17 protein-coding genes and 1 tRNA gene are annotated in these 20,105 nt (G+C 66.8%); 5 read left to right on the forward strand and 13 right to left on the reverse strand.

All coding sequences use genetic code 11. The annotated features are described in order from the left end of the window. Positions 1–18: 18 nt before the first annotated feature. From gatB to gatC, 3 genes are all read right to left on the reverse strand, one after another. Complete coding sequence (gatB, locus tag AB4Y40_RS21215; protein WP_368689448.1) at positions 19–1,494, reverse strand: Asp-tRNA(Asn)/Glu-tRNA(Gln) amidotransferase subunit GatB; 1,476 nt, start codon at positions 1,492–1,494, stop codon at positions 19–21. A 2-nt stretch (positions 1,495–1,496) separates the two neighbouring features. Further along, positions 1,497–2,987, reverse strand: coding sequence for an Asp-tRNA(Asn)/Glu-tRNA(Gln) amidotransferase subunit GatA (gene gatA / locus AB4Y40_RS21220; protein ID WP_368689449.1), 1,491 nt, complete (start codon positions 2,985–2,987; stop codon positions 1,497–1,499). 191 nt (positions 2,988–3,178) lie between these two features. Beyond that, positions 3,179–3,478: an Asp-tRNA(Asn)/Glu-tRNA(Gln) amidotransferase subunit GatC gene (gatC, locus tag AB4Y40_RS21225; protein WP_028211911.1), complete on the reverse strand. Its 300-nt coding sequence runs from the start codon at positions 3,476–3,478 to the stop codon at positions 3,179–3,181. Between the two features lie 430 nt (positions 3,479–3,908). Between gatC and AB4Y40_RS21230 the strand changes: the two genes are divergently transcribed. From AB4Y40_RS21230 to rodA, 5 genes are all read left to right on the forward strand, one after another. Next, positions 3,909–4,952 (forward strand): rod shape-determining protein, encoded by a 1,044-nt coding sequence (locus tag AB4Y40_RS21230; protein WP_004189550.1) that lies wholly within the window; start codon positions 3,909–3,911, stop codon positions 4,950–4,952. Positions 4,953–5,143: 191 nt separating this feature from the next. Continuing rightward, positions 5,144–6,262, forward strand: coding sequence for a rod shape-determining protein MreC (mreC, locus tag AB4Y40_RS21235; protein ID WP_368689450.1), 1,119 nt, complete (start codon positions 5,144–5,146; stop codon positions 6,260–6,262). Then, positions 6,262–6,774, forward strand: coding sequence for a rod shape-determining protein MreD (gene mreD / locus AB4Y40_RS21240; protein ID WP_069264625.1), 513 nt, complete (start codon positions 6,262–6,264; stop codon positions 6,772–6,774). The genes mreC and mreD overlap by 1 nt, the downstream gene beginning before the upstream one ends. 101 nt (positions 6,775–6,875) lie before the next feature. After that, positions 6,876–9,341 (forward strand): penicillin-binding protein 2, encoded by a 2,466-nt coding sequence (gene mrdA, locus AB4Y40_RS21245; RefSeq protein ID WP_368689451.1) that lies wholly within the window; start codon positions 6,876–6,878, stop codon positions 9,339–9,341. A 9-nt stretch (positions 9,342–9,350) separates the two neighbouring features. Beyond that, positions 9,351–10,517, forward strand: a complete 1,167-nt coding sequence (rodA, locus tag AB4Y40_RS21250; RefSeq protein ID WP_342920231.1) for a rod shape-determining protein RodA — start codon at positions 9,351–9,353, stop codon at positions 10,515–10,517. A 108-nt stretch (positions 10,518–10,625) separates the two neighbouring features. On the opposite strand, the gene AB4Y40_RS21255 is transcribed toward rodA, so the two are convergent. The 10 genes from AB4Y40_RS21255 to rsmB all read right to left on the reverse strand — a co-directional run bounded on the left by AB4Y40_RS21255 (position 10,626) and on the right by rsmB (position 20,041). Further along, the gene (locus tag AB4Y40_RS21255; RefSeq protein WP_368689452.1) at positions 10,626–11,363 is read right to left on the reverse strand and encodes a tetratricopeptide repeat protein; all 738 of its coding nucleotides are present in this window, start codon (positions 11,361–11,363) and stop codon (positions 10,626–10,628) included. Next, positions 11,360–12,142: an HpcH/HpaI aldolase/citrate lyase family protein gene (locus AB4Y40_RS21260; RefSeq protein WP_368689453.1), complete on the reverse strand. Its 783-nt coding sequence runs from the start codon at positions 12,140–12,142 to the stop codon at positions 11,360–11,362. Before AB4Y40_RS21260 ends, AB4Y40_RS21255 begins: the two co-directional genes overlap by 4 nt. A gap of 239 nt (positions 12,143–12,381) precedes the next feature. Further along, positions 12,382–12,825, reverse strand: coding sequence for a 6-carboxytetrahydropterin synthase QueD (gene queD, locus AB4Y40_RS21265; protein ID WP_028203213.1), 444 nt, complete (start codon positions 12,823–12,825; stop codon positions 12,382–12,384). Positions 12,826–12,856: 31 nt separating this feature from the next. Further along, entirely contained in the window at positions 12,857–13,489 is a 633-nt protein-coding gene (gene queE / locus AB4Y40_RS21270) for a 7-carboxy-7-deazaguanine synthase (protein WP_368689454.1), read from the reverse strand. A gap of 153 nt (positions 13,490–13,642) precedes the next feature. Next, complete coding sequence (gene queC, locus AB4Y40_RS21275; protein ID WP_368689455.1) at positions 13,643–14,374, reverse strand: 7-cyano-7-deazaguanine synthase QueC; 732 nt, start codon at positions 14,372–14,374, stop codon at positions 13,643–13,645. Between the two features lie 256 nt (positions 14,375–14,630). Continuing rightward, positions 14,631–14,706: transfer RNA gene (locus tag AB4Y40_RS21280), tRNA-Phe, on the reverse strand. A 94-nt stretch (positions 14,707–14,800) separates the two neighbouring features. Beyond that, positions 14,801–15,502 (reverse strand): response regulator transcription factor EsaR, encoded by a 702-nt coding sequence (esaR, locus tag AB4Y40_RS21285; RefSeq protein WP_368689456.1) that lies wholly within the window; start codon positions 15,500–15,502, stop codon positions 14,801–14,803. Continuing rightward, a complete protein-coding gene (locus AB4Y40_RS21290) occupies positions 15,503–17,923 on the reverse strand; it encodes an ATP-binding protein (protein WP_368689457.1) in 2,421 nt (806 codons plus the stop codon). Further along, complete coding sequence (locus tag AB4Y40_RS21295) at positions 17,913–18,506, reverse strand: DUF4390 domain-containing protein (RefSeq protein WP_368689458.1); 594 nt, start codon at positions 18,504–18,506, stop codon at positions 17,913–17,915. Before AB4Y40_RS21295 ends, AB4Y40_RS21290 begins: the two co-directional genes overlap by 11 nt. Continuing rightward, positions 18,503–20,041 (reverse strand): 16S rRNA (cytosine(967)-C(5))-methyltransferase RsmB, encoded by a 1,539-nt coding sequence (gene rsmB / locus AB4Y40_RS21300; RefSeq protein WP_368689459.1) that lies wholly within the window; start codon positions 20,039–20,041, stop codon positions 18,503–18,505. Before rsmB ends, AB4Y40_RS21295 begins: the two co-directional genes overlap by 4 nt. Positions 20,042–20,105: the final 64 nt, after the last annotated feature.

The following is a 20,105-nucleotide window of genomic DNA, read 5'->3' on the forward strand; positions in this document are numbered from 1 at the left end:
GGCCGGCTCAAGTCAAACTCAGCCCAGCTTCTTCTTCAGCAGCTCGTTGACCTGCTGCGGGTTCGCCTTGCCCTTCGTCGCCTTCATGGCCTGGCCGATCAGCGCGTTGAACGCCTTTTCCTTGCCGGCGCGGAATTCTTCCACCGACTTCTGGTTCGCGGCGAGCACCTCGTCGATGATCGCTTCGAGCGCGCCGGTGTCCGAGATCTGCTTGAGGCCCTTCGCTTCGATGATGCGGTCGGCTGCGTCGACGTCCGTGGCCTTCTCGTCCCACATCGCCTGGAACACTTCCTTGGCGATCTTGTTCGAGATCGTGCCGTCGGCGATGCGCGCGAGCAGCACCGCGAACTGCGCGGCCGAGACCGGCGAGTCGGCAATGTCGAGGCCTTCGCGGTTGAGCTGCGACGAGACTTCGCCCATCAGCCAGTTGGCCGCGGCCTTGGCCTGCGCCGCGCCCGCCTTGGCCACCACCGCTTCGAAGTAAGCCGCCATCGCCTTGCTCGAAGTGAGCACGTTCGCGTCATACGGCGTCACGCCGTACTGCTCGACAAAGCGCGTTTGCATCGTCGCGGGCAGCTCGGGCAGCTCGCCCTTCACGCGCTCGACCCACGCGGCATCGATCACGAGCGGCATGAGGTCGGGGTCGGGGAAATAGCGGTAATCGTGCGCGTCTTCCTTGCTGCGCATCGAACGCGTCTCGCGCTTGTCCGGGTCGTAGAGGCGCGTTTCCTGCACCACCGTGCCGCCGTCTTCGATCAGCTCGATCTGGCGGCGCACTTCGTACTGGATCGCCTCTTCGAGAAAGCGGAACGAGTTCAGGTTCTTGATCTCGGCGCGCGTGCCGAATTCCTTCTGGCCGACCGGACGCACGGAGACGTTCGCGTCGCAGCGGAACGAGCCTTCCTGCATGTTGCCGTCGCAAATGCCGAGCCACACGACGAGCGTGTGCAGCGACTTCGCGTACGCAACCGCTTCGGCGGCGCTGCGCATTTCGGGTTCCGTGACGATTTCGAGCAGCGGCGTGCCGGCGCGGTTCAGGTCGATGCCCGTCATGCCCGCGAAGTCTTCGTGCAGCGACTTGCCCGCGTCTTCTTCGAGGTGCGCGCGCGTGAGATTGACAGTCTTCTCGTAGGCTTCCTTGCCAGCCTTTTCATTAGCCGGGACCTGAATGGTGATCTGGCCGCCCTGCACGACCGGAATCTCGTACTGGCTGATCTGATAGCCCTTCGGCAGGTCCGGATAGAAGTAGTTCTTGCGCGCGAAAATGCTGCGCGGCGCAATCGTCGCGTTGATTGCGAGGCCGAACTGGATCGCGCGCTCCACGGCGCCGCGGTTCATCACCGGCAGCACGCCCGGCAGCGCGAGATCGACGGGACAGGCCTGCGAGTTGGGCGCGGCGCCGAACTGCGTCGATGCGCCCGAGAAGATCTTCGACGCCGTCGACAATTGCGCGTGCGTCTCGAGACCGATAACGACTTCCCACTGTGTTGCCATGTTCACACCCCTGCCGGCGCCTTGCGATGCCAGTCGGTCGCGCGCTGGAAGGCGTCGGCGACCTGCAGCATGCGGGCCTCGTTGAAATAGTTGCCGACGATCTGCAGACCGACGGGACGCTGCGCGTTCGCACCCGCGCCGAAGCCGCACGGCACGCTCATGCCGGGCAGGCCCGCGAGGCTCGTGGAGAGCGTGTAGATGTCCGCGAGGTACATCTGCAGCGGATCGTCGCCCTTGGCGCCGAGGTCCCATGCCACGCTCGGGGCGACCGGCCCCATGATCACGTCGCACTGCTTGAACGCTTCCTGGAAATCCTGCGCAATGATGCGGCGGATCTTCTGCGCCTGCAGGTAGTACGCGTCGTAGTAGCCGTGCGAGAGCACGTAGGTGCCCACCAGAATGCGGCGCTTCACCTCGGGGCCGAAGCCCTCGGCGCGCGACTTCTTGTACATGTCGAGCAGATCGCGGTATTCGGCCGCGCGGTGGCCGAAGCGTACGCCGTCGAAACGCGAGAGATTCGACGAGGCTTCGGCCGGGGCGATCACGTAGTACACGGGAATCGACAGTTCGGTCTTCGGCAGCGTGACTTCGACTAGCGTGGCGCCGAGCGACTCGTACGTCTTCAGCGCGGCGTCGATGGCGGCGCGCACGTCGTCGGCGAGGCCCGCGCCGAAGTATTCCTTCGGCAGGCCGATGCGCAGACCCGCGAGCGGCTTGTCGGCGCCGGCGTCCTGGCTCCACGTCTGGCCGATGAAGCGCGTGTAGTCCTCGTGCTCGTGCGTGAGGCTGGTCGAGTCGCGCTCGTCGAAGCCGCCCATGGCGTTCAGGAGCAGCCCGCAATCGCCGGCGCTGTGCGCGAACGGGCCGCCCTGGTCGAGCGACGAGGCGAACGCGATCATGCCGTAGCGCGAGACGCGGCCGTAGGTGGGCTTGATGCCCGTCACGCCCGTGAACGACGCCGGCTGGCGAATCGAGCCGCCGGTGTCGGTGCCGGTCGCGGCGGGCGCGAGGCGTGCGGCGACGGCCGCGGCGGAACCGCCCGACGAGCCGCCCGGCACGGCCTTCGTGTCCCACGGGTTCTTCACGGCGCCGAAATGCGAGTTCTCGTTGGACGAGCCCATCGCGAATTCGTCCATGTTGGTCTTGCCGAGGCAGACCATGCCCGCGCGCTCGAGCCGCTCGACCACGGTCGCGTCGAACGGGCTCACATAGTTTGCAAGCATCTTCGAGCCGGCGGTCGAGCGCCAGCCGCGCGTGACGAACACGTCCTTGTGCGCGAGCGGAATGCCCGCGAGCGGGCCCGCGTGGCCCGAGTGCAGGAGCGCGTCGGCGGCCTTCGCCTGGGCGAGCGTCAATTCGGGATTGACGTCGACGAAGGCGTTCAGGTCTTGATGCGCCTCAATCCGGCCCAGAAAGTGCTGGGCCAGCTCGACTGCGGAGCACTCCTTCGCAGCCAGCGCGGCGCGCAGTTCGGTCAAGCTTTTGTCATGCATTGCGTGATTCCTGGAAGAACGTCACGGCGTGGTCGAAATCCGATCGTTGCGCCGTCCGGGAGCGGCTCGACTGACGTTGGCAAACGTTCAGGCCGCTACCCGGAAAACCCCGGAAAATTCGGGAGTCCGTGCCGTTTCGAACTGTTCCGACGACTCGAAAGATTTCGAAATGGCGAAAAAATGCTGCGCGCTTACTCAATCACGCGCGGTACGAGGTAAAGTCCGTCCTGCACCGCGGGCGCGGGACGCTGCAGCGCTTCGCGGTCCACGATTTCGGTCACGGCGTCCTCGCGCAGACGCAGCGCGACATCCTCGATCTGCTCGATCGGGTGGGCGAGCGGCGCAATGCCGGTCGTGTCCACGGCCTGCATCTGCTCGACGAGGCCGAAGAAGCCGTTCAGGCGTTCGAGCGTATTGCCGGCTTCGGCGTCGGCCAGTTCGAGGCGCGCAAGATGCGCGATACGCTTCACATCGTTCAGGGTCAGGGCCATGCGGTCACCGGAAAAAGGGGCTGCGGCAGTGCGGAAATTCGGTGCTGCAACAGCGGTTTATCGCGCCGGATCCGGCTCTGGAGGAAAGCTTCGACGAGGTCAAAAACTGCCTTCCGGATCCTGCAAAACAGGCAAAATTATAAGGTATCATTACGCGTTCGACCCAAACCCGGACCGCCTTGCATCCGCCTTTCAGTTCTGTACGCAACACAATGCGGCCAGACAAGATCAAACGGGCGGCGCAGCCAGGCTGCCTCCGGTAATCATCCCCGCAGTCTCAGGCCCCTCGTGGCGCCCCTTGCGACGCCCTCCGCCGTGATTTCGGAGTGCTCTCGTGGTGGAGCATAGCGCCCTGAGGCTGTTAATTTTTCCGCTGCCGTCCTCGCCCACCAAGCTGGAAGGACGGCCACAAGCGAGACAGGATTTTTGAATGTTCGGTTTTCTGCGTAGCTACTTCTCCAACGACCTGGCGATCGACCTCGGCACCGCCAACACCCTGATCTACATGCGCGGCAAGGGCATCGTCCTCGACGAACCCTCGGTCGTCTCCATTCGCCAGGAAGGCGGCCCGAACGGCAAGAAGACGATTCAGGCAGTCGGCAAGGAAGCCAAGCAGATGCTCGGCAAGGTCCCGGGCAACATCGAAGCCATCCGCCCGATGAAGGACGGCGTGATCGCCGACTTCACCGTCACCGAGCAGATGATCAAGCAGTTCATCAAGACGGCGCACGAGTCGCGCATGTTCTCGCCGTCGCCGCGCATCATCATCTGCGTGCCGTGCGGTTCGACCCAGGTCGAGCGCCGCGCGATCAAGGAAGCCGCGCACGGCGCGGGCGCCTCGCAGGTCTACCTCATCGAAGAACCGATGGCCGCCGCGATCGGCGCTGGCCTGCCGGTTTCGGAAGCCACGGGCTCGATGGTCGTCGACATCGGCGGCGGCACGACCGAAGTGGGCGTGATCTCGCTCGGCGGCATCGTCTACAAGGGCTCGGTGCGCGTGGGCGGCGACAAGTTCGATGAAGCGATCGTCAACTACATCCGCCGCAACTACGGCATGCTGATCGGCGAGCAAACCGCTGAAGCCATCAAGAAGGAAATCGGTTCGGCCTTCCCGGGTTCCGAAGTCAAGGAAATGGAAGTGAAGGGCCGCAACCTGTCGGAAGGCATTCCGCGCAGCTTCACCATTTCGAGCAACGAAATCCTCGAAGCGCTCACCGACCCGCTGAACCAGATCGTCTCGTCGGTGAAGATCGCGCTCGAACAAACGCCGCCGGAACTGGGCGCCGACATCGCCGAGCGCGGCATGATGCTCACGGGCGGCGGCGCACTGCTGCGCGACCTGGACCGCCTGCTCGCCGAAGAAACCGGTCTGCCGGTGCTCGTGGCCGAAGACCCGCTCACCTGCGTGGTGCGCGGCTCGGGCATGGCGCTCGAGCGCATGGACAAGCTTGGCAGCATCTTCTCGTACGAGTAAGCGCGCCGCGCACCGCTGCGCTCGCCCGCGGCGCGGTTTCGGCGTCGCCGCGCCATTGATGGCGTGGCGGCACGCGCGCCGCCACGGCGCCCGCAATGGGGCGTCCTGCGGGGCGCCGAAGTTTCACGCTTCGTTGTGCCCTCCGTTACCCCCTCTGTTTCACCGAACCGCACACGCCCCCGGCGCCGACCATGGAATACAGTCCGCCGCCCCTCTTTAAACAGGGCCCATCGGCACTCGCACGGCTGATTTTCTTCGTCGTGCTGTCGCTCGCGCTCCTCGTCTCCGACGCGCGTTTCAAGACGCTCGAGATCGTGCGCGGCGTGCTCGGCGCGGGTCTCTACCCGCTGCAACGCGCGGCCCTCGTGCCGCGTGACTTCTTTATGGGCGCCGCCGATCTGGCCGTGACGAGTTCCACGCTGCGCACCGAAAACACCCAGCTGCACGTGCGCAATCTCCAGCTTTCGCAGCAGGCCAACGCGGCCGCTTCGCTCACCGCCGAAAACGCGCACCTGCGCGCGCTTCTGCAGCTCTCGCAGCGCATCGGCGCGCAAACCACGCCGGCGGAGATCCAGTACGACACGCGCGACCCGTTCACGCAGAAGGTCGTGATCGGCGGCGGCTCGCAGCAGAATATCCAGAACGGCTCGCCGGTATTGAGCGAGGACGGCGTGATCGGCCAGGTCACGCGCGTGTTCCCCATGCAGTCCGAAGTCACGCTCGTCACCGACAAGGACCAGGCCGTGCCGGTCGAAGTCGTGCGCACCGGTCTGCGCAGCGTGATCTACGGCACGGCGAAGGGCGACCTGCTCGATCTGCGCTTCGTGCCGATCAGCGCCGATCTGCAAGTGGGCGACGAACTCGTGACGAGCGGCCTCGACGGCATCTATCCGCAAGGGCTGCCGGTCGCGAAGGTGTTGCGCGTGGACAAGCAGGCGGACACCGCGTTCGCGCGCGTGGTCTGCCTGCCGCTCGCCGCCGTGCGCGGGGCGCGCCAGGTGCTCGTGCTGCACTATGTGCCGCAGGTGCCGCCCAACCCGATCGCCGCCGAAGAGGCCGCAGCGGCCGCCGAGGCGAAGGACGCGAAGAAGAAGTCCGCCAAGGCCGCGGACAAGAAGGGCGACAAGAAAGCCGACGACGCGAAGGCGAAACCCGCCGCCGCTGCATCGGGCGCGGCCCCGGCCCCGGCGCAGCAGGCGAAGCCCGCAGCGAATGCAGCCGCAGCAGACACGAAGCCGGCGGAGAAAAAGCGGCCCAGGGAGAGCCTGCGCGAAGAGGCAGCGAAGGCCGTCGAGAAAGGGGGCCATTGATGCCGCGTCCGCAATACATTCTGCAGCCGGTCAATCCGTACTTCATCGTTTTCAGCCTCGCGGCGGCGTTCCTGCTGAACCTGCTGCCCTGGGGCAAGCTGCCCGGCGTGCCCGACTTCGTCGCGCTCGTGCTGCTGTTCTGGAACATTCACCAGCCGCGCAAGGTCGGCATGGGCGTCGCGTTCTTCCTCGGGCTCCTCATGGACGTCCACAACGCGAATCTGCTCGGCGAGCACGCGCTCGCCTACACGCTGCTTTCCTATGGCGCGATCACCATTCACCGCCGCGTGCTGTGGATGTCGATCGGCCTGCAGATGTTCGCAGTCACGCCCATGCTGGTCGGCGCGCAGGTCGTGCCGTTCGTGATCCGCCTGCTGATGGGCGCGTCGTTTCCTGGCTGGGGATACCTCATCAGCGGCTTCGTCGAGGCGATCCTCTGGCCGATCGCGAGCGTGCTGCTGCTGTTGCCGCAGCGCCGCCCCGTCGATCCCGACGACACCCGGCCCATTTGAGCGGCGCGCCGCCCGCCGCTGGAAGACTCGCTTGACTACCTCTTACGCACCCCGGCCCGCCGTTCCTCGCGATTGGAACCGTGGGGCCTGGGTCTGACAGCATGACCGAATTCAAGGACACCCAGCAGCAGCTCACGAAGTTCCGCCTGCGCGTCGCGGCGGCGGGGCTGTTCGTGTTCGTCTGCTTCGGGCTGATCGCGTTCCGCTTCCTCTATCTGCAGGTCTGGAACCACAGCAAGTACTCGCTGCAGGCGGACGAAAACCGCATTTCCGTCGCACCGATCGTGCCGAACCGCGGCATCATCACCGACCGCAACGGCGTCGTGCTCGCGAAGAACTACTCGGCGTACACGCTCGAAATCACGCCCTCGAAGCTCACCGACACGCTCGACAACACGATCGACGAGCTCTCGACCGTGATCCCGATCGATGCGCGCGACCGCCGCCGCTTCAAGAAGCTGCTCGAAGACTCGAAGAACTTCGAGAGCCTGCCGATCCGCACGCGCCTGACCGACGACGAAGTCGCGCGCTTCACGGCCCAGCGCTTCCGCTTCCCCGGCGTGGAAGTGCGCGCGCGCCTGTTCCGCCAGTATCCGCTTGGGCCCACGGCCGCGCACGTGATCGGCTATATCGGCCGGATTTCGCAGCGCGACCAGGAGCGCATCGACGACCTCTCCGACAAGAACGACAGCGATCCCGAGCACTACGATCCGCGTCTGGACGCGAACAACTACAACGGCACCGACTACATCGGCAAGATCGGCGTCGAGCAGAGCTACGAAACCGAGCTGCACGGCCTGACCGGCTTCGAGGAAGTGGAAGTGACGGCGGGCGGCCGCCCCGTGCGTACGCTCTCGCGCACCCAGGCGACGCCGGGCAACAACCTCGTGCTGTCGATCGACATCGGTCTGCAGCAGATCGCCGAGCAGGCCTTCGCGGGCAAGCGCGGCGCGCTCGTGGCGATCGAGCCGTCCACGGGCGACATTCTCGCGTTCGTCTCGGCGCCGAGCTTCGACCCGAACTCGTTCGTGGACGGCATCGACCAGCAGACCTGGGACGAGCTCAACAACTCGCCCGATCACCCGCTCCTGAACCGTCCGCTGCACGGCACCTACCCGCCGGGCTCGACCTACAAGCCGTTCATGGCGCTCGCCGCGCTCACGCTGCACAAGCGCACGCCGCAGTGGGGCTTCTCCGACCCCGGCTTCTACATGTTCGGCGGCCACCGCTTCAACAACGACGTGCGCTCGGGCCAGGGCTGGGTCGACATGAACCGCGCGATCATGGTGTCGAACGACACCTACTTCTTCATGCTCGCGCACGACCTGGGCGTGGACAACATCGCCAACTTCATGAAGCCGCTCGGCTTCGGCCAGCTCACCGGCATCGACATCGCGGGCGAGGCGCGCGGCATCCTGCCCTCCACCGAATGGAAGCGCAAGGCGTACCGCAAGCCCGAGCAGCAGCGCTGGTACGAGGGCGAGACGATCAGCCTCGGGATTGGCCAGGGCTACAACTCGTTCACGATCCTGCAGCTCGCGCACGCCACGGCCACGCTCGCCGACAACGGCGTGCTCATGAAGCCGCACCTCGTGAAGGAAATCGAAAATCCGATCACGAAGCAGGAACGCCTCACTGTGCCGAGCCAAAGCGGTCGCCTGAACGTGAGCCAGGCCGACATCGACGTGGTGAAGCGCGGCATGGAAAACGTGACGATGAATCAGTCGGGCACGGCGTATCAGGTGTTCCGCAACGCGCCGTACACGTCGGCGGGCAAGACCGGCACGGCGCAGGTGTTCTCGCTGCAGGGCGGCAAGTATAAGGCGCATGCGCTCGCCGAAAATCTGCGCGACCACGCGCTCTTCATCGCGTTCGCGCCGGCCGAGAAGCCGCAGATCGCGCTCGCGCTGATCGTCGAAAACGGCGGCTGGGGCGCGCAGGCCGCAGGCCCGATCGCGCGCCGCGTGCTGGATTACTACCTCGTCGATCGCCTGAAGCCGGGCGTCGAGCAGGCGGCCGTGAGCGCGGCGGCGTCGGCCACGGAAGACGCCTCCGCGCCCGTGATCGGCGCGCCGCCCGAGGCGGCGTCGGCTTCGGCGGCGTCGGCGGCTTCGGGCCCGGCCCCGGCCACGCCCGCCGTGCAGCCAGTGCGGGTCGCCGCCGGCTTCACGCCGCTGCCGATTCCCGGCGCGGCATCGGCGGCCGCGGCGGCTTCCGCTGCGGCGGCGGCTGCACAAGCTTCAGGCGCGGCCGCCGCTGCGCCTGCCTCCGCTGCCGGTCCGGCTGCGGCCTCCGGCGCGGCGGCGCGGCCCACGCCCGCCAGCAGCGCCGCCGGCAAGACTCGCAAGCCCCGTCAGAACGTGAGCCCCGATGCGCCCGCAGCAACCGACGCCGTGAATGGCGGCACCGCCGGCACGCCCGACACGGGCGCCGCGCGCCCCGCGCCCGCCTCCGAGCCCCGCCACTTCGGCCCTGGCCCCCATCGGCCGCGCCGCCCCGCCAGCGCGAGCGACGCGGCCACGCTCGCACCGCCGCCCAAGCCCGCAACGGGCGGCATCGACGAGTAAGGAATCACCATGCCTTTCCTCCAGTTCGACAAGATCGACAAGCGCGCGGTGCTCGACACGCTGCGCAAGATGTTCCTCGGCTTCGATCGCCCGCTCGCGCTCACCGTGTTCCTGCTGCTGTGCGTGGGCATCGTCACGCTGTACAGCGCGAGCCTCGACGTGCCGGGCCGCGTGGAAGACCAGCTGCGCAACATCATGCTCACCTTCGTGCTGATGTGGGCGCTCGCCAATGTGCCGCCCAACACGCTCATGCGCTTCGCGGTGCCGATCTATACGTTCGGCATCGCGCTGCTCGTTGCGGTGGCGCTATTCGGCCTCACGCGCAAGGGCGCCAAGCGCTGGATCAACGTGGGCGTCGTGATCCAGCCCTCGGAAATCCTCAAGATCGCCACGCCGCTCATGCTCGCCTGGTACTACCAGCGCCGCGAAGGCGTGATGCGCTGGTACGACTTCGTCGTCGGCTTCGTGATCCTGCTCGTGCCGGTGGGGCTCATCGCCAAGCAGCCGGACCTCGGCACCGCCGTGCTCGTGTTCGCCTCAGGCCTCTTCGTCATCTATTTCGCGGGACTCTCGTTCAAGCTGATCGTGCCGGTGCTGATCGCGGGCGTGATCGCGGTGGCCTCGATCGCGGCGTTCCAGGACAAGATCTGCCAGCCGCAGGTGAACTGGCCGCTCATGCACGACTACCAGAAGCACCGCATCTGCACGCTGCTCGACCCGACCTCCGATCCGCTCGGCAAGGGCTTCCACACCATCCAGGCCGTGATCGCGATCGGCTCGGGCGGCCCGCTCGGCAAGGGCTGGCTGAAGGGCACGCAGTCGCACCTCGAGTTCATCCCCGAAAAGCACACCGACTTCATCTTCGCGGTGTTCTCCGAGGAGTTCGGCCTCGCGGGAGGCCTCGTGCTGCTCACGCTCTACATGTGTCTGATCGCGCGCGGGCTCTATATCGCCGCGAACGGCGCGACGCTGTTCGGGCGATTACTGGCCGGTTCGCTCACGATGGCGTTCTTTACCTACGCGTTCGTCAACATCGGCATGGTGAGCGGCATCCTGCCCGTGGTCGGCGTGCCGCTGCCGTTCATGAGTTATGGCGGCACGGCGCTCACCACGCTCGGCGTGGCGATCGGGCTGATCATGAGCGTGGGACGCCAGAAGCGCTTGATGCAGAGTTGAGGGCGCGGCGGGCGGCCATGGCCGCCCGATCGCGGAGATCGAAGCCCCCAAAAAAAACGCGCCGGCATAGTCCGGCGCGTTTTCGTTTCGGTGATCGCTCGCTGGCGCTTACTGGGTGGGCGCCGACTTCATCAGCTGTGCACTCAACTGCTGGTACTTCAGGCGCGCCACGGGATCGCCCTGGGCCGCCGCCGCCGCGTAGTACGCGCGCGCGACGTTGAGGTTCTTCGGCACGCCGTCGCCGCCGCGCTCGTAGAACGAGCCGGTCACGTATTGCGCCGTCATGTCGCCGCCCTCGGCGGCCTTTTTGTACCAGTAGAACGCCTGCTTGTTGTCGCGCGTGGTGCCGCGCCCGTCCAGGTACTGGTTCGCGAGCGCCAGCTCCGCCTGCACGTGGCCCTGCTTCGCTGCCTTGAGGAACCACTGGTGCGCCTGCACGGGATCGCGCTCGACGAAGTCGCCGTCGTCGTACATCTTGCCGTACACATACTGCGCGTGCGACATGTTGGCGTCCGCGGCCTTGCGCAGCCACTTGCGCCCCTCGCCCACATCGGCGGCGCCGCCTTCGCCGTTCACGAGCATCATCGCGTAGTTGAACTCCGCCAGCCGGTTGCCGCGCTCCGCGGCCGCCTGGAACTCGGCGCGCGCCGCGCTGAGGTTGCCCGCGTTGTAGTCGGCAACGGCGTTGGCCGTTTGCGGATCGGATTCCGCGCCCGCGGCGCTTGCGGCGTCGGCGCCTGCCGCGATTGCGCTCACGTTGAGCGCCGCGCCCGCCAGACAGCCGATGGCGAGAGCGCGCGCGATCCGCGCCAAATGCCGCCCCAAAAGCGCTTTCGGACGCTTCATGATCTCGCCTCCTGGAGCGCCTGGCGTGTCGCGCGCACGAGCCACATCACGTCGGCGGCCAGGGCAATGAAGCTGAAGCCCATCTCGCGATACTGCCTCGCGGCAGCCGCATCCATCGCGAAGATGCCCGCGGCCACGCCCGCCTCGCGCGCGGCCGCGACGATGCGCTGCACGGCGGCGACCACGTCCGGATGCTTCGAGTCGCCGAGATGGCCGAGGCTCGCCGCCAGATCGGCGGGACCCACGAACAGGCAGTCGACGCCCGGCACCTGCGCGATCTTCTCGACTTCGGCCAGCGCCGCCGCCGACTCGATCTGCACGATCGTCGCGATCTGCGCGTTCGCGCCCTGCAGGTAATCGCGCCGCATGCCGTAGGCCGCCGCGCGCACCGCGCCCGCCACGCCGCGCTGGCCGCCGGGCGTGCTCGCGTCGGGGTACTGCGTGAGGCTCACGGCGCGCGCCGCTTCTTCAGCCGATGCCACATTGGGGAACATCACCGTGCGCGCGCCCGCGTCGAGCACGTGCTTGACGAGCCACGGCTCGCTGTCGGGCAGACGCACCACGGGCTCGGTGGGCAGATGCGCGGCCGCGATGGCGCGCAGTTGCGCGATGGTGTCGGCGCTGTCGTTGGGGGTGTGCTCCATGTCGATCAGCAGCCAGTCGAAGCCGGCGTGCGCGAGCGCCTCGGCGGCAGTCTCGCTGCCCATCGACAGCCATAGGCCGAATAGCGGGTCCGCCTCCTTGAGGCGTTCCTTGAGGGGATTGGTGAAGGTGCTCATCGCCGTGCTCCCGGCGAGGCTGCGGGGCGCACGCGCCAGGCGCGGGCGGTGTCGCCCGGCAGCGCGGCAGCCGGCAGGTCTCGCTCCGTTATGTGTTTGTCGGGCCGCGCGCGGGGATGCGCAGGCCTTGCGGCAATGATCATACCGCGACAAAAACTTGCGGGACGGCACGGAAAACCCGCCTTGCGCGGGTCGCCGGAGCGAGGGTGAGTGAGGCGGGTAAAGGGGCCTTGCGCGCGTCAGTCGCGCGTGACTTCGGCCCAGCAGTTCGGCGTCTCGTACAGGCGCAGCTTGTGCAGGCGCAGATTCACGCCGTAGTGCGCGTCGTACACGTTCGCGAGAATGTCGAACGCGATGGCCGCGAGGTTTTCCACCGTCGGAATGCGGTCGATCACGACCGTCTTGTGGCCCGGCAGCGTTTCGAGGAAGCCGCGCACCTGCGTATCGCCCGCGAAGACGAGGAACGCGTGATCCCACAGGTCGACGAGATGCTGGTTCGCGAGCGACTTCACGTCGGCGAAGTCCATCACCATGCCGCGGTCGGGCGCGCCCTCGGTTTCGACGAGGTCGCCTTCCAGCGTGATTTCGAGCACGTAGCGATGGCCGTGCAGATTACGGCACTGGCTGCGGTGGTCGGGGATGCGGTGGCCCGCGTCGAATTCGAGTTTTCGGGTGATCGTCAGCACGGCGCTTCTTCAGGTAAATTCGCGTGAATCAGGGAATGTTCAGGTATTTGTGGGTCTGCATCGACAGGCGCCACTGCGGATGGCGCTTGCACCAGTCGATGGCGAGCTTCGTGTTCAGGTCGCGCGACGGGCCGTCCATGGGCTGCACGAGAAAATACTCGAAATCGAGCTTCGCGTAGTCGGCGAGGCGCTGGTTTTCCTGCGGCACGACAACCTTCAACTCGTTGCCCTTCGTGACGACGAGCGGCGCATCGGCCTTCGGGCTCACGCAGATCCAGTCGATCGTTTCCAGCACCGGCAGCGAGCCGTTGGTTTCGATCGCGATCTCGAAACCGGCGGCGTGCAGCGCGTCGACGAACGGCTGGTCGATCTGCAGCATCGGCTCACCGCCCGTGCAGACCACGAAGCGGTTGCCCTCGCCCTCGGGCCACAGCGAGGCGATCTTCGCAACGAGCTCTTCCGGCGTGCGGAATTTGCCGCCGTTCTCGCCATCGGTGCCGACGAAGTCGGTGTCGCAGAAGCGGCAAACGGCCTCTTCGCGATCTTCCTCGCGGCCCGACCAGAGATTGCAGCCGGCGAACCGGCAGAACACGGCCGGACGCCCGGCGTTCGCGCCTTCGCCCTGCAACGTGTAGAAAATTTCCTTTACCGCGTAAGTCATCGTGCAGCCTGGTTCTGGCTCATGCGCGCAGCGCGTGCAAAGCCGGTTAGTCTCGGGCGCGAATTCATCGTGTCGGCGGGGCGCGCCGCCCGTGCGCGGCCCTGGCCGTATTCATCCACCGCGAAAGTCACATGTGCGGCCCGAGGCTAATACTCAGACCGGGGCTTCCGTCACGTTCTCGCCGGCGAGATACGCTTCATACCCGCGCTTGCGCAACTTGCACGCCGGGCACTCGCCGCAGCCGAAGCCCCACGCGTGAAGCTCGGCGCGCTCGCCCAGGTAGCAGGTGTGCGTTTCCACGCGGACCATGTCCACCAGCGCTTCGCCGCCCAGCTGTTCGGCGAGCCGCCATGTGTCGGCCTTGTCGAGCCACATGAGCGGCGTTTCCAGCACGAAGCGCGTGTCCATGCCGAGATTGAGCACCACCTGCAGCGCCTTCATCGTGTCGTCGCGGCAGTCGGGATAGCCCGAGAAGTCCGTTTCGCACATCCCGCCCACGAGCACCTTGAGCCCGCGACGATAAGCGATCGCCGCGGCGATCTGCATGAACATCAGGTTGCGGCCCGGCACGAAGGTGTTCGGCAAGCCGCTCGCGGCGGTTTCGATCTCGATCTCGCGCGTCATGGCCGTGTCGCTGATCGAGCCGAGCACCGAGAGATCGATCATGTGATCGTCGCCGAGACGCTCGCCCCACTCGGGGAACGTGCCGGCAATCGCCGCGCGAAAGCCCTCGCGGCATTCCAGTTCGACGCGATGACGCTGACCGTAGTCGAAGCCGAGCGTTTCGACGCTCTCGTAGCGGTCGAGCGCCCATGCGAGGCACGTGGCCGAATCCTGGCCGCCGGAAAACAGGACGAGCGCCCCTTTGGCGTCTGTTCGAGTCACCGTGAAACTCCGTGTATGAGGTTTCCGCGCGAATGCCTTCGTTGCGTGCCTGGGTTGCTCGCTTTTGTCGCCTGGCGCCCGGCGGACCGGCAGGGACAACCCCCGCGCCGGCTCATGCAGTATAGGCCGGGGCCCCTGCCCGGGCATCGGCGACCCCTTATACCCCGGATACCGTCGATGTCTGGAGTTCGGGCCGCAGGACAACGCGCACAACGAAAAAGCCCCAGGAATCGAACGATCTCCTGGGGCTGCATTCTGGTGGCCTGGGACGGAATCGAACCATCGACACGCGGATTTTCAATCCGCTGCTCTACCAACTGAGCTACCGGGCCAACGAAGAAAGAAGAGTATAGCGGTGAATTCTGCGTTTGCCAAGAGGCTTACGCAAAATCGATGCGTCTGGCCGCGCCGCTCACCTGCCCACGTTCATTCGCCCTTGCTCTTGCCGAGGTCGACGCCGAGCTGCTTGAGCTTGCGATACAGGTGCGTGCGCTCAAGCCCCGTTTTTTCGGCCACACGCGTCATGCTGCCGTTCTCGCGCGCGAGGTGGTACTCGAAGTAGGCGCGCTCGAATGCGTCGCGTGCATCGCGCAGCGGGATGTCGAACGAGATCGATGCCGTTTGTGTGGCCGAGCCCGCCTGCATGCCATGCACGCCGTCGGCGCCCAGCACCGGCAGCGCCGCCGCCGATGCCACGACCGCGGGTCCGCCCGCCGCCGTCTTCCCCGCCGCCGCCGAGGTGGCCGGCGTGACCGGCGCGGCCGTGCCGCGCGCGAGCCCCTGCTCGACCGCCTTCAAGAGCTTTTGCAGCGCGATCGGTTTTTCGAGGAAGTTGAGCGCGCCGATCTTCGTCGCCTCGACGGCGGTGTCGATGGTCGCGTGCCCCGACATCATGATGACCGGCATCGTGAGATGACCCTGCGCGGCCCATTCCTTGAGCAGCGTCACGCCATCGGTGTCCGGCATCCAGATATCGAGCAGCACGAGGTCCGGCACGTGGCGCTGCCGGAAGTCGCGCGCCTGCTGCGCATCTTCCGCGAGCTCCACGACGTGTCCTTCGTCGCTGAGGATCTCCGAGAGCAATTCCCGGATGCCCATTTCATCATCTACCACCAGGATGGTTGCCATTTACGCTGCCCTTGTCTGCACTGTTGCTTTTGATCCCTGCTCCGCTTCGGCACGCGCCTGCCCCTCCCCGGATCGGCCGGGTCCGGGCGTGACTGCATCGTCTGCCAACTGGAGAAAGAGAATCGAGATCTGCGCGCCTTCGATCACATCGCCCGCTCTCATTCGATTGCGGATGTCGATGCGCGCGCCGTGCTCGTCGACGATCTTCTTGACCATCGCAAGCCCGAGTCCTGTTCCTTTGGCCTTGGTCGTCACATAGGGTTCGAACGCACGCGTGAGGATGCGCGCCGGGAAACCCGGGCCGTTGTCCGATACCGTGAGACGCACCGCCACGCGCGTGCGGCCTTGCGCGTCGGGGTCTCCGTATTCTACGGCGCGGGTCTCGAGCGTCACGCGAGGATTCTGCGTATCGGCCACCGCGTCCTGCGCGTTTTGCAGCAGGTTGTGGATCACCTGACGCAATTGCGTCGCGTCGCCGCGTATCACCGGCAAGTCGGAGAGCTCGACCTTGATTGCGCTCTTGCCTTCTTCCGCGCCGTAGAGCGTGAGCACTTCGCTCACGAGTTCGTTGAGCTGCAGGTTCGCGAGCACCGCCGGCGGCGTGCGCGCGTAATCGCGGAAGTCGTCGACCATCTGCTTCATCGCCGCGACCTGATTGACGATGGTGGTCGCGCCGCGCCTGAGCACTTCGGCATCGGTGGGCGCGAGCTTGTCGGTGAGCTTCATCTGCAGGCGTTCGGCCGAGAGCTGGATCGGCGTGAGCGGATTCTTGATCTCGTGCGCAAGACGGCGCGCGACTTCGCCCCACGCGACCGAGCGCTGCGCCGAGATCACGTCGGAGATGTCGTCGAACACCACGACGTAGCCCGAGGTCTGCATGTCGCCCGCGTCGCGGCCCGTGTCGGATACGAGGCGCGCGCCGCGCACGAGCAGCGTGAGCGGATCGGTCTCGCCCGGAATCGGCACGGAGAACTGCTGCTGCCAGTGGCCGCGTTCGAGATCGCCATCGCCGCGCGACGCTTCCTGGTCGGCGAAGGCCTTGCGCACCATCGCGCCGAACTCCGTGAGCGCGCCGATGTGATCGAGCGCGACGCCGAGCTGCGTCTGGAACGGCTGACGGAAGATACGCTCCGCACCGGGGTTGGCCGTCGTGAGGCGGAACTGCCGGTCGAACACGAACACGCCCGCCGTGAGGTTCGCGAGAATGCTCTCGAGGTACGCCTTCGAATGCTCGAGCGCGACGCGGTTCTTCTCCACGGCCTGGCGCGCTTCGGAAAGCTGGCGCGTCATCGCGTTGAACGACTGCGTAAGGAAGCCCAGCTCGTCGCGCGACTTGATTTCGCGCTTGGGCGTGTAGTCGCCCTCGGTCACTTCCTTCGTGCCCTGCGCGAGCAGGAAGAGCGGCCTCGCCAGCTGGTTGCCGAGCGCGAGCGCAAGCATCATCGCGACGAAGGTGGCGAGAAAGAGCGCGAGCGTGAGCGTGCCGATATACATCTTGCGCAGGCCCGTGCGGCCGAGCGCCTTTTCCTGGTACTCGCGATACGCGCGCTGCACGGCGTCGGCGTTGCGCGCGAGCGCGGCCGGCACCGGCTGCTCGAGCTGCAGGAAACGCTCGACCGGCTGCAGATCCGTTGTGTTCGCATCGGGAATGCGCGTGACCACGCGCAATCGCAGCGCGCCCTTCGAGCCAAGCTGATGCGGGTCGCCGTCCACTTCGCCTTCGATCGCCGCATAGCCGCGCCCGCGTGCCTGATCGATCATGAGCGCCGTGGGCATGTCGGCGGGCATGAGCGACGAGAAGTTGCTCGATGCCTGCGCCACCACGTGCATGTCCGGCGCCGCGCCCGACATGCTGCGCACCGGCTCGACGATCATCGCGTCCTGCACCCCGAACTGGTCGCGCGCACGCAGCAGCGTGAGCGTCGTGCCCGCGGAATCGCCGTTCGCGATCTGCTCGGCCATCAGACGGCCCTTGGTTTGCAGGTCGGAGAGCGACGCGTCGAGCATGCCGCGGCCGAGATTCAGGCCGGCGGTGAGCGCGGTTTCGACGTTCACGTCGAACCACGACTCGATCGAGCGCGAGACGAACTGGTACGAAACGATATAGATGATGCCGCCCGGCACCACGCCCACGAGCGCGAAGAAGAACGCGAGCTTGGCGAGCAGCCGCGTGCCGAACTTGCCGCGCCTCAAGCGCACGACGATCACGATCATGAGCGCCGTGACCACCGACAGGAAGATCAGCGCGACGACGATGTTGGCCGCGTAGAGCCAGCCGTAGTAGCGGTCGAAGAACTCGGTGTTCGCGCTCGCCGCGGCGAGCAGGACGAGCAGCAGCGTCGCGGTGAACGCGACGGTGGAGACGAGCAGCTTGACGACGACGCTGCTGAAGCTGGTGGCGCGGCGCACTTTATTTAGCACGTTCGGTCACCGTGAAGTTGAAGCGCTTCCAGTCGGAAGCGAGGTTCCAGTCGCGGTTGTTCACGGCGTCGATCTGGAACGGCTTGGGCATCAGCGCGACGTCGAGCTGCATGCGCACCGAGGCCGTGTACGTTTCGCCGGCATGCACGTCGTTGCGGTCGATCACGTGCCACGAGGTGACGTGCTTGATGACCGCGAGCGCGTCCGCAAGCGTCGAGAAGCCGAGCTGCAGGCCGCCGCTCGACACGCGGTACTCGCGCGTGAGCGGCTGGAACGACAGGCGAATGCTTTGCGACACGTTCACCGGCTGCTCGTCGAACCAGTACCAGCGCGCGCGCGTGAGCTCGAAGTCGGTGGTGAAGTAGAGCGGAATGCCCTTGTTGACCGCGTCTTCCAGGCTGCTGTTGAGGTCGAAGTCGAAACGGGCGTCGAGGCTCCAGCCGTTGCTGTCGGCCTGGAGCGACGCGCGCTGCACCGAGATCGAGTCGGCGCGAGCCGGCGCGGCGGCCACCAGGCCGACGACGGCAAGCACCAGCCAGATCAGGGCCGCGAACCGCAGCGGGAAGAAGCGTTTGATGGTCACCGTTTCTGAAAGCGCGCGTAGAAGAATCCGTCGTGATCTGCGGTGCGATCGGGAACGGGAAAGCCAGTTGTCGTCACTTCGGCCTTTGCAGCAGCATCGTGCCGCGCTTCGCCGGCTGCGCCGTCTTCTGGCCCCCGGGCCGGCGCGCCGAACGCCTCGGGCAGCAACTGCCCCGGGGCGTCCAATCGTACCGCATCCGCATGGGTGCTTTCAAACCAGCGCGCCTGCGCCTCGCCTTCCTCGGGGAAGATCGAACAGGTCACGTAGAGCAGCTCGCCGCCCGGCTTCACGAGCGGCCACAGCGCATCGACGATGCGGCGCTGCTCGGCGGCAAGCGCCGCGATGTCGCTCTCGCGGCGCAGCCAGCGGATGTCCGGATGACGGCGCACGATCCCCGAGGCCGAGCACGGCACGTCGGCGAGGATGCGATCGAAGCCTTCGCCGTCGTGCCACGCGGCCGGATTGCCCGCGTCGCCGACCACGATCGTTGCGCGCCGCATCGGATGCGCGGGATCGTCCTGCGTAAAACCGAGGCGCGCGAAGTTTTCGCCGATGCGCGCGGCGCGCGCGGCGTCGCTTTCGAGCGCAACCAGCTCGATGTCGGCAAGCTCGAGCAGATGGCCGCTCTTGCCGCCGGGCGCCGCGCACGCGTCGAGCACGCGCATGCCGTCACGCACGCCGAGGATTTGTGCGGCCACTTGCGCGCCGGCGTCCTGCACGGACACGTCGCCCGCGAGGAATCCGGGGATGCGATCCACCGGCAACGCGGCGGCAAGACGTACGGCGTGTGCGCCGATCTGCGTGGCAGCGATGTTTTCGGCGGCGAGCCGCTGGACGTAGTCGGCGGCGCTCGTGCGGCGCGCATTCACGCGCAGCGTGAGCGGGCCCTGCGTGTTGCCCGCGGTGAGAATCGCTTGCCACTGCGTGGGCCACGCGGCGCGCACCGCGTCGATCCACCAGCGCGGATAGTTCCAGTGGGCGGTTTCATCGGCCTGGGCGGCGGCAAGCGCGGTCTCGCGCTCGCGCAGAAAACCGCGCAGCACCGCGTTGACGAGCCCCTTCGCGAAGGCGATCTCGCGGCGCGCGCCCACGGCGCGCACGGCCTGATCGACGACCGTAAACGGCGTGTAGGCCGCGCTCGCCTCGTCTTCGGCGAGCAACGCCAGCGCGCAGGCCAGCAGGTTCGCGACGAGCGGCGGCGGCGCCTTGCTCACGCGCTGCCGGATCAGGCAGTCGACCGTGCCGAGCCGCCGCATCGTGCGGTACGCGATGTCCTGCACGGCGCCGCGAGCCTGCGGCGCGAAGTCGGCGGGCAACGCGGCGAAGGCGCTCGCGAGCGCGGCAGGCAGCGCCGCACCGGCGCGCACGGCGCCGACCGCATGAGCAGCCTGGTCGAGCGCAAAGCCCAGCGAATCGGGGGCCAGGTGCACGGCGTGGCTGTGCGCCGACGCCGCGCCCCGCTGGCGCGCGGGCGATGCGGAACTCTTTTTGCCGTGAGACGGCTTGCTGGGTCGCCGGGATGGGCTCGATGTCATGAAAAAACCGGATGCGGGCCGCGGTGCAGCGCGGCGTCGATGATGCACAAGCGAGCCATTGTAG

It is taken from the genome of Paraburkholderia sp. EG287B (assembly GCF_040965595.1).
Classification (GTDB): Bacteria; Pseudomonadota; Gammaproteobacteria; order Burkholderiales; family Burkholderiaceae; genus Paraburkholderia.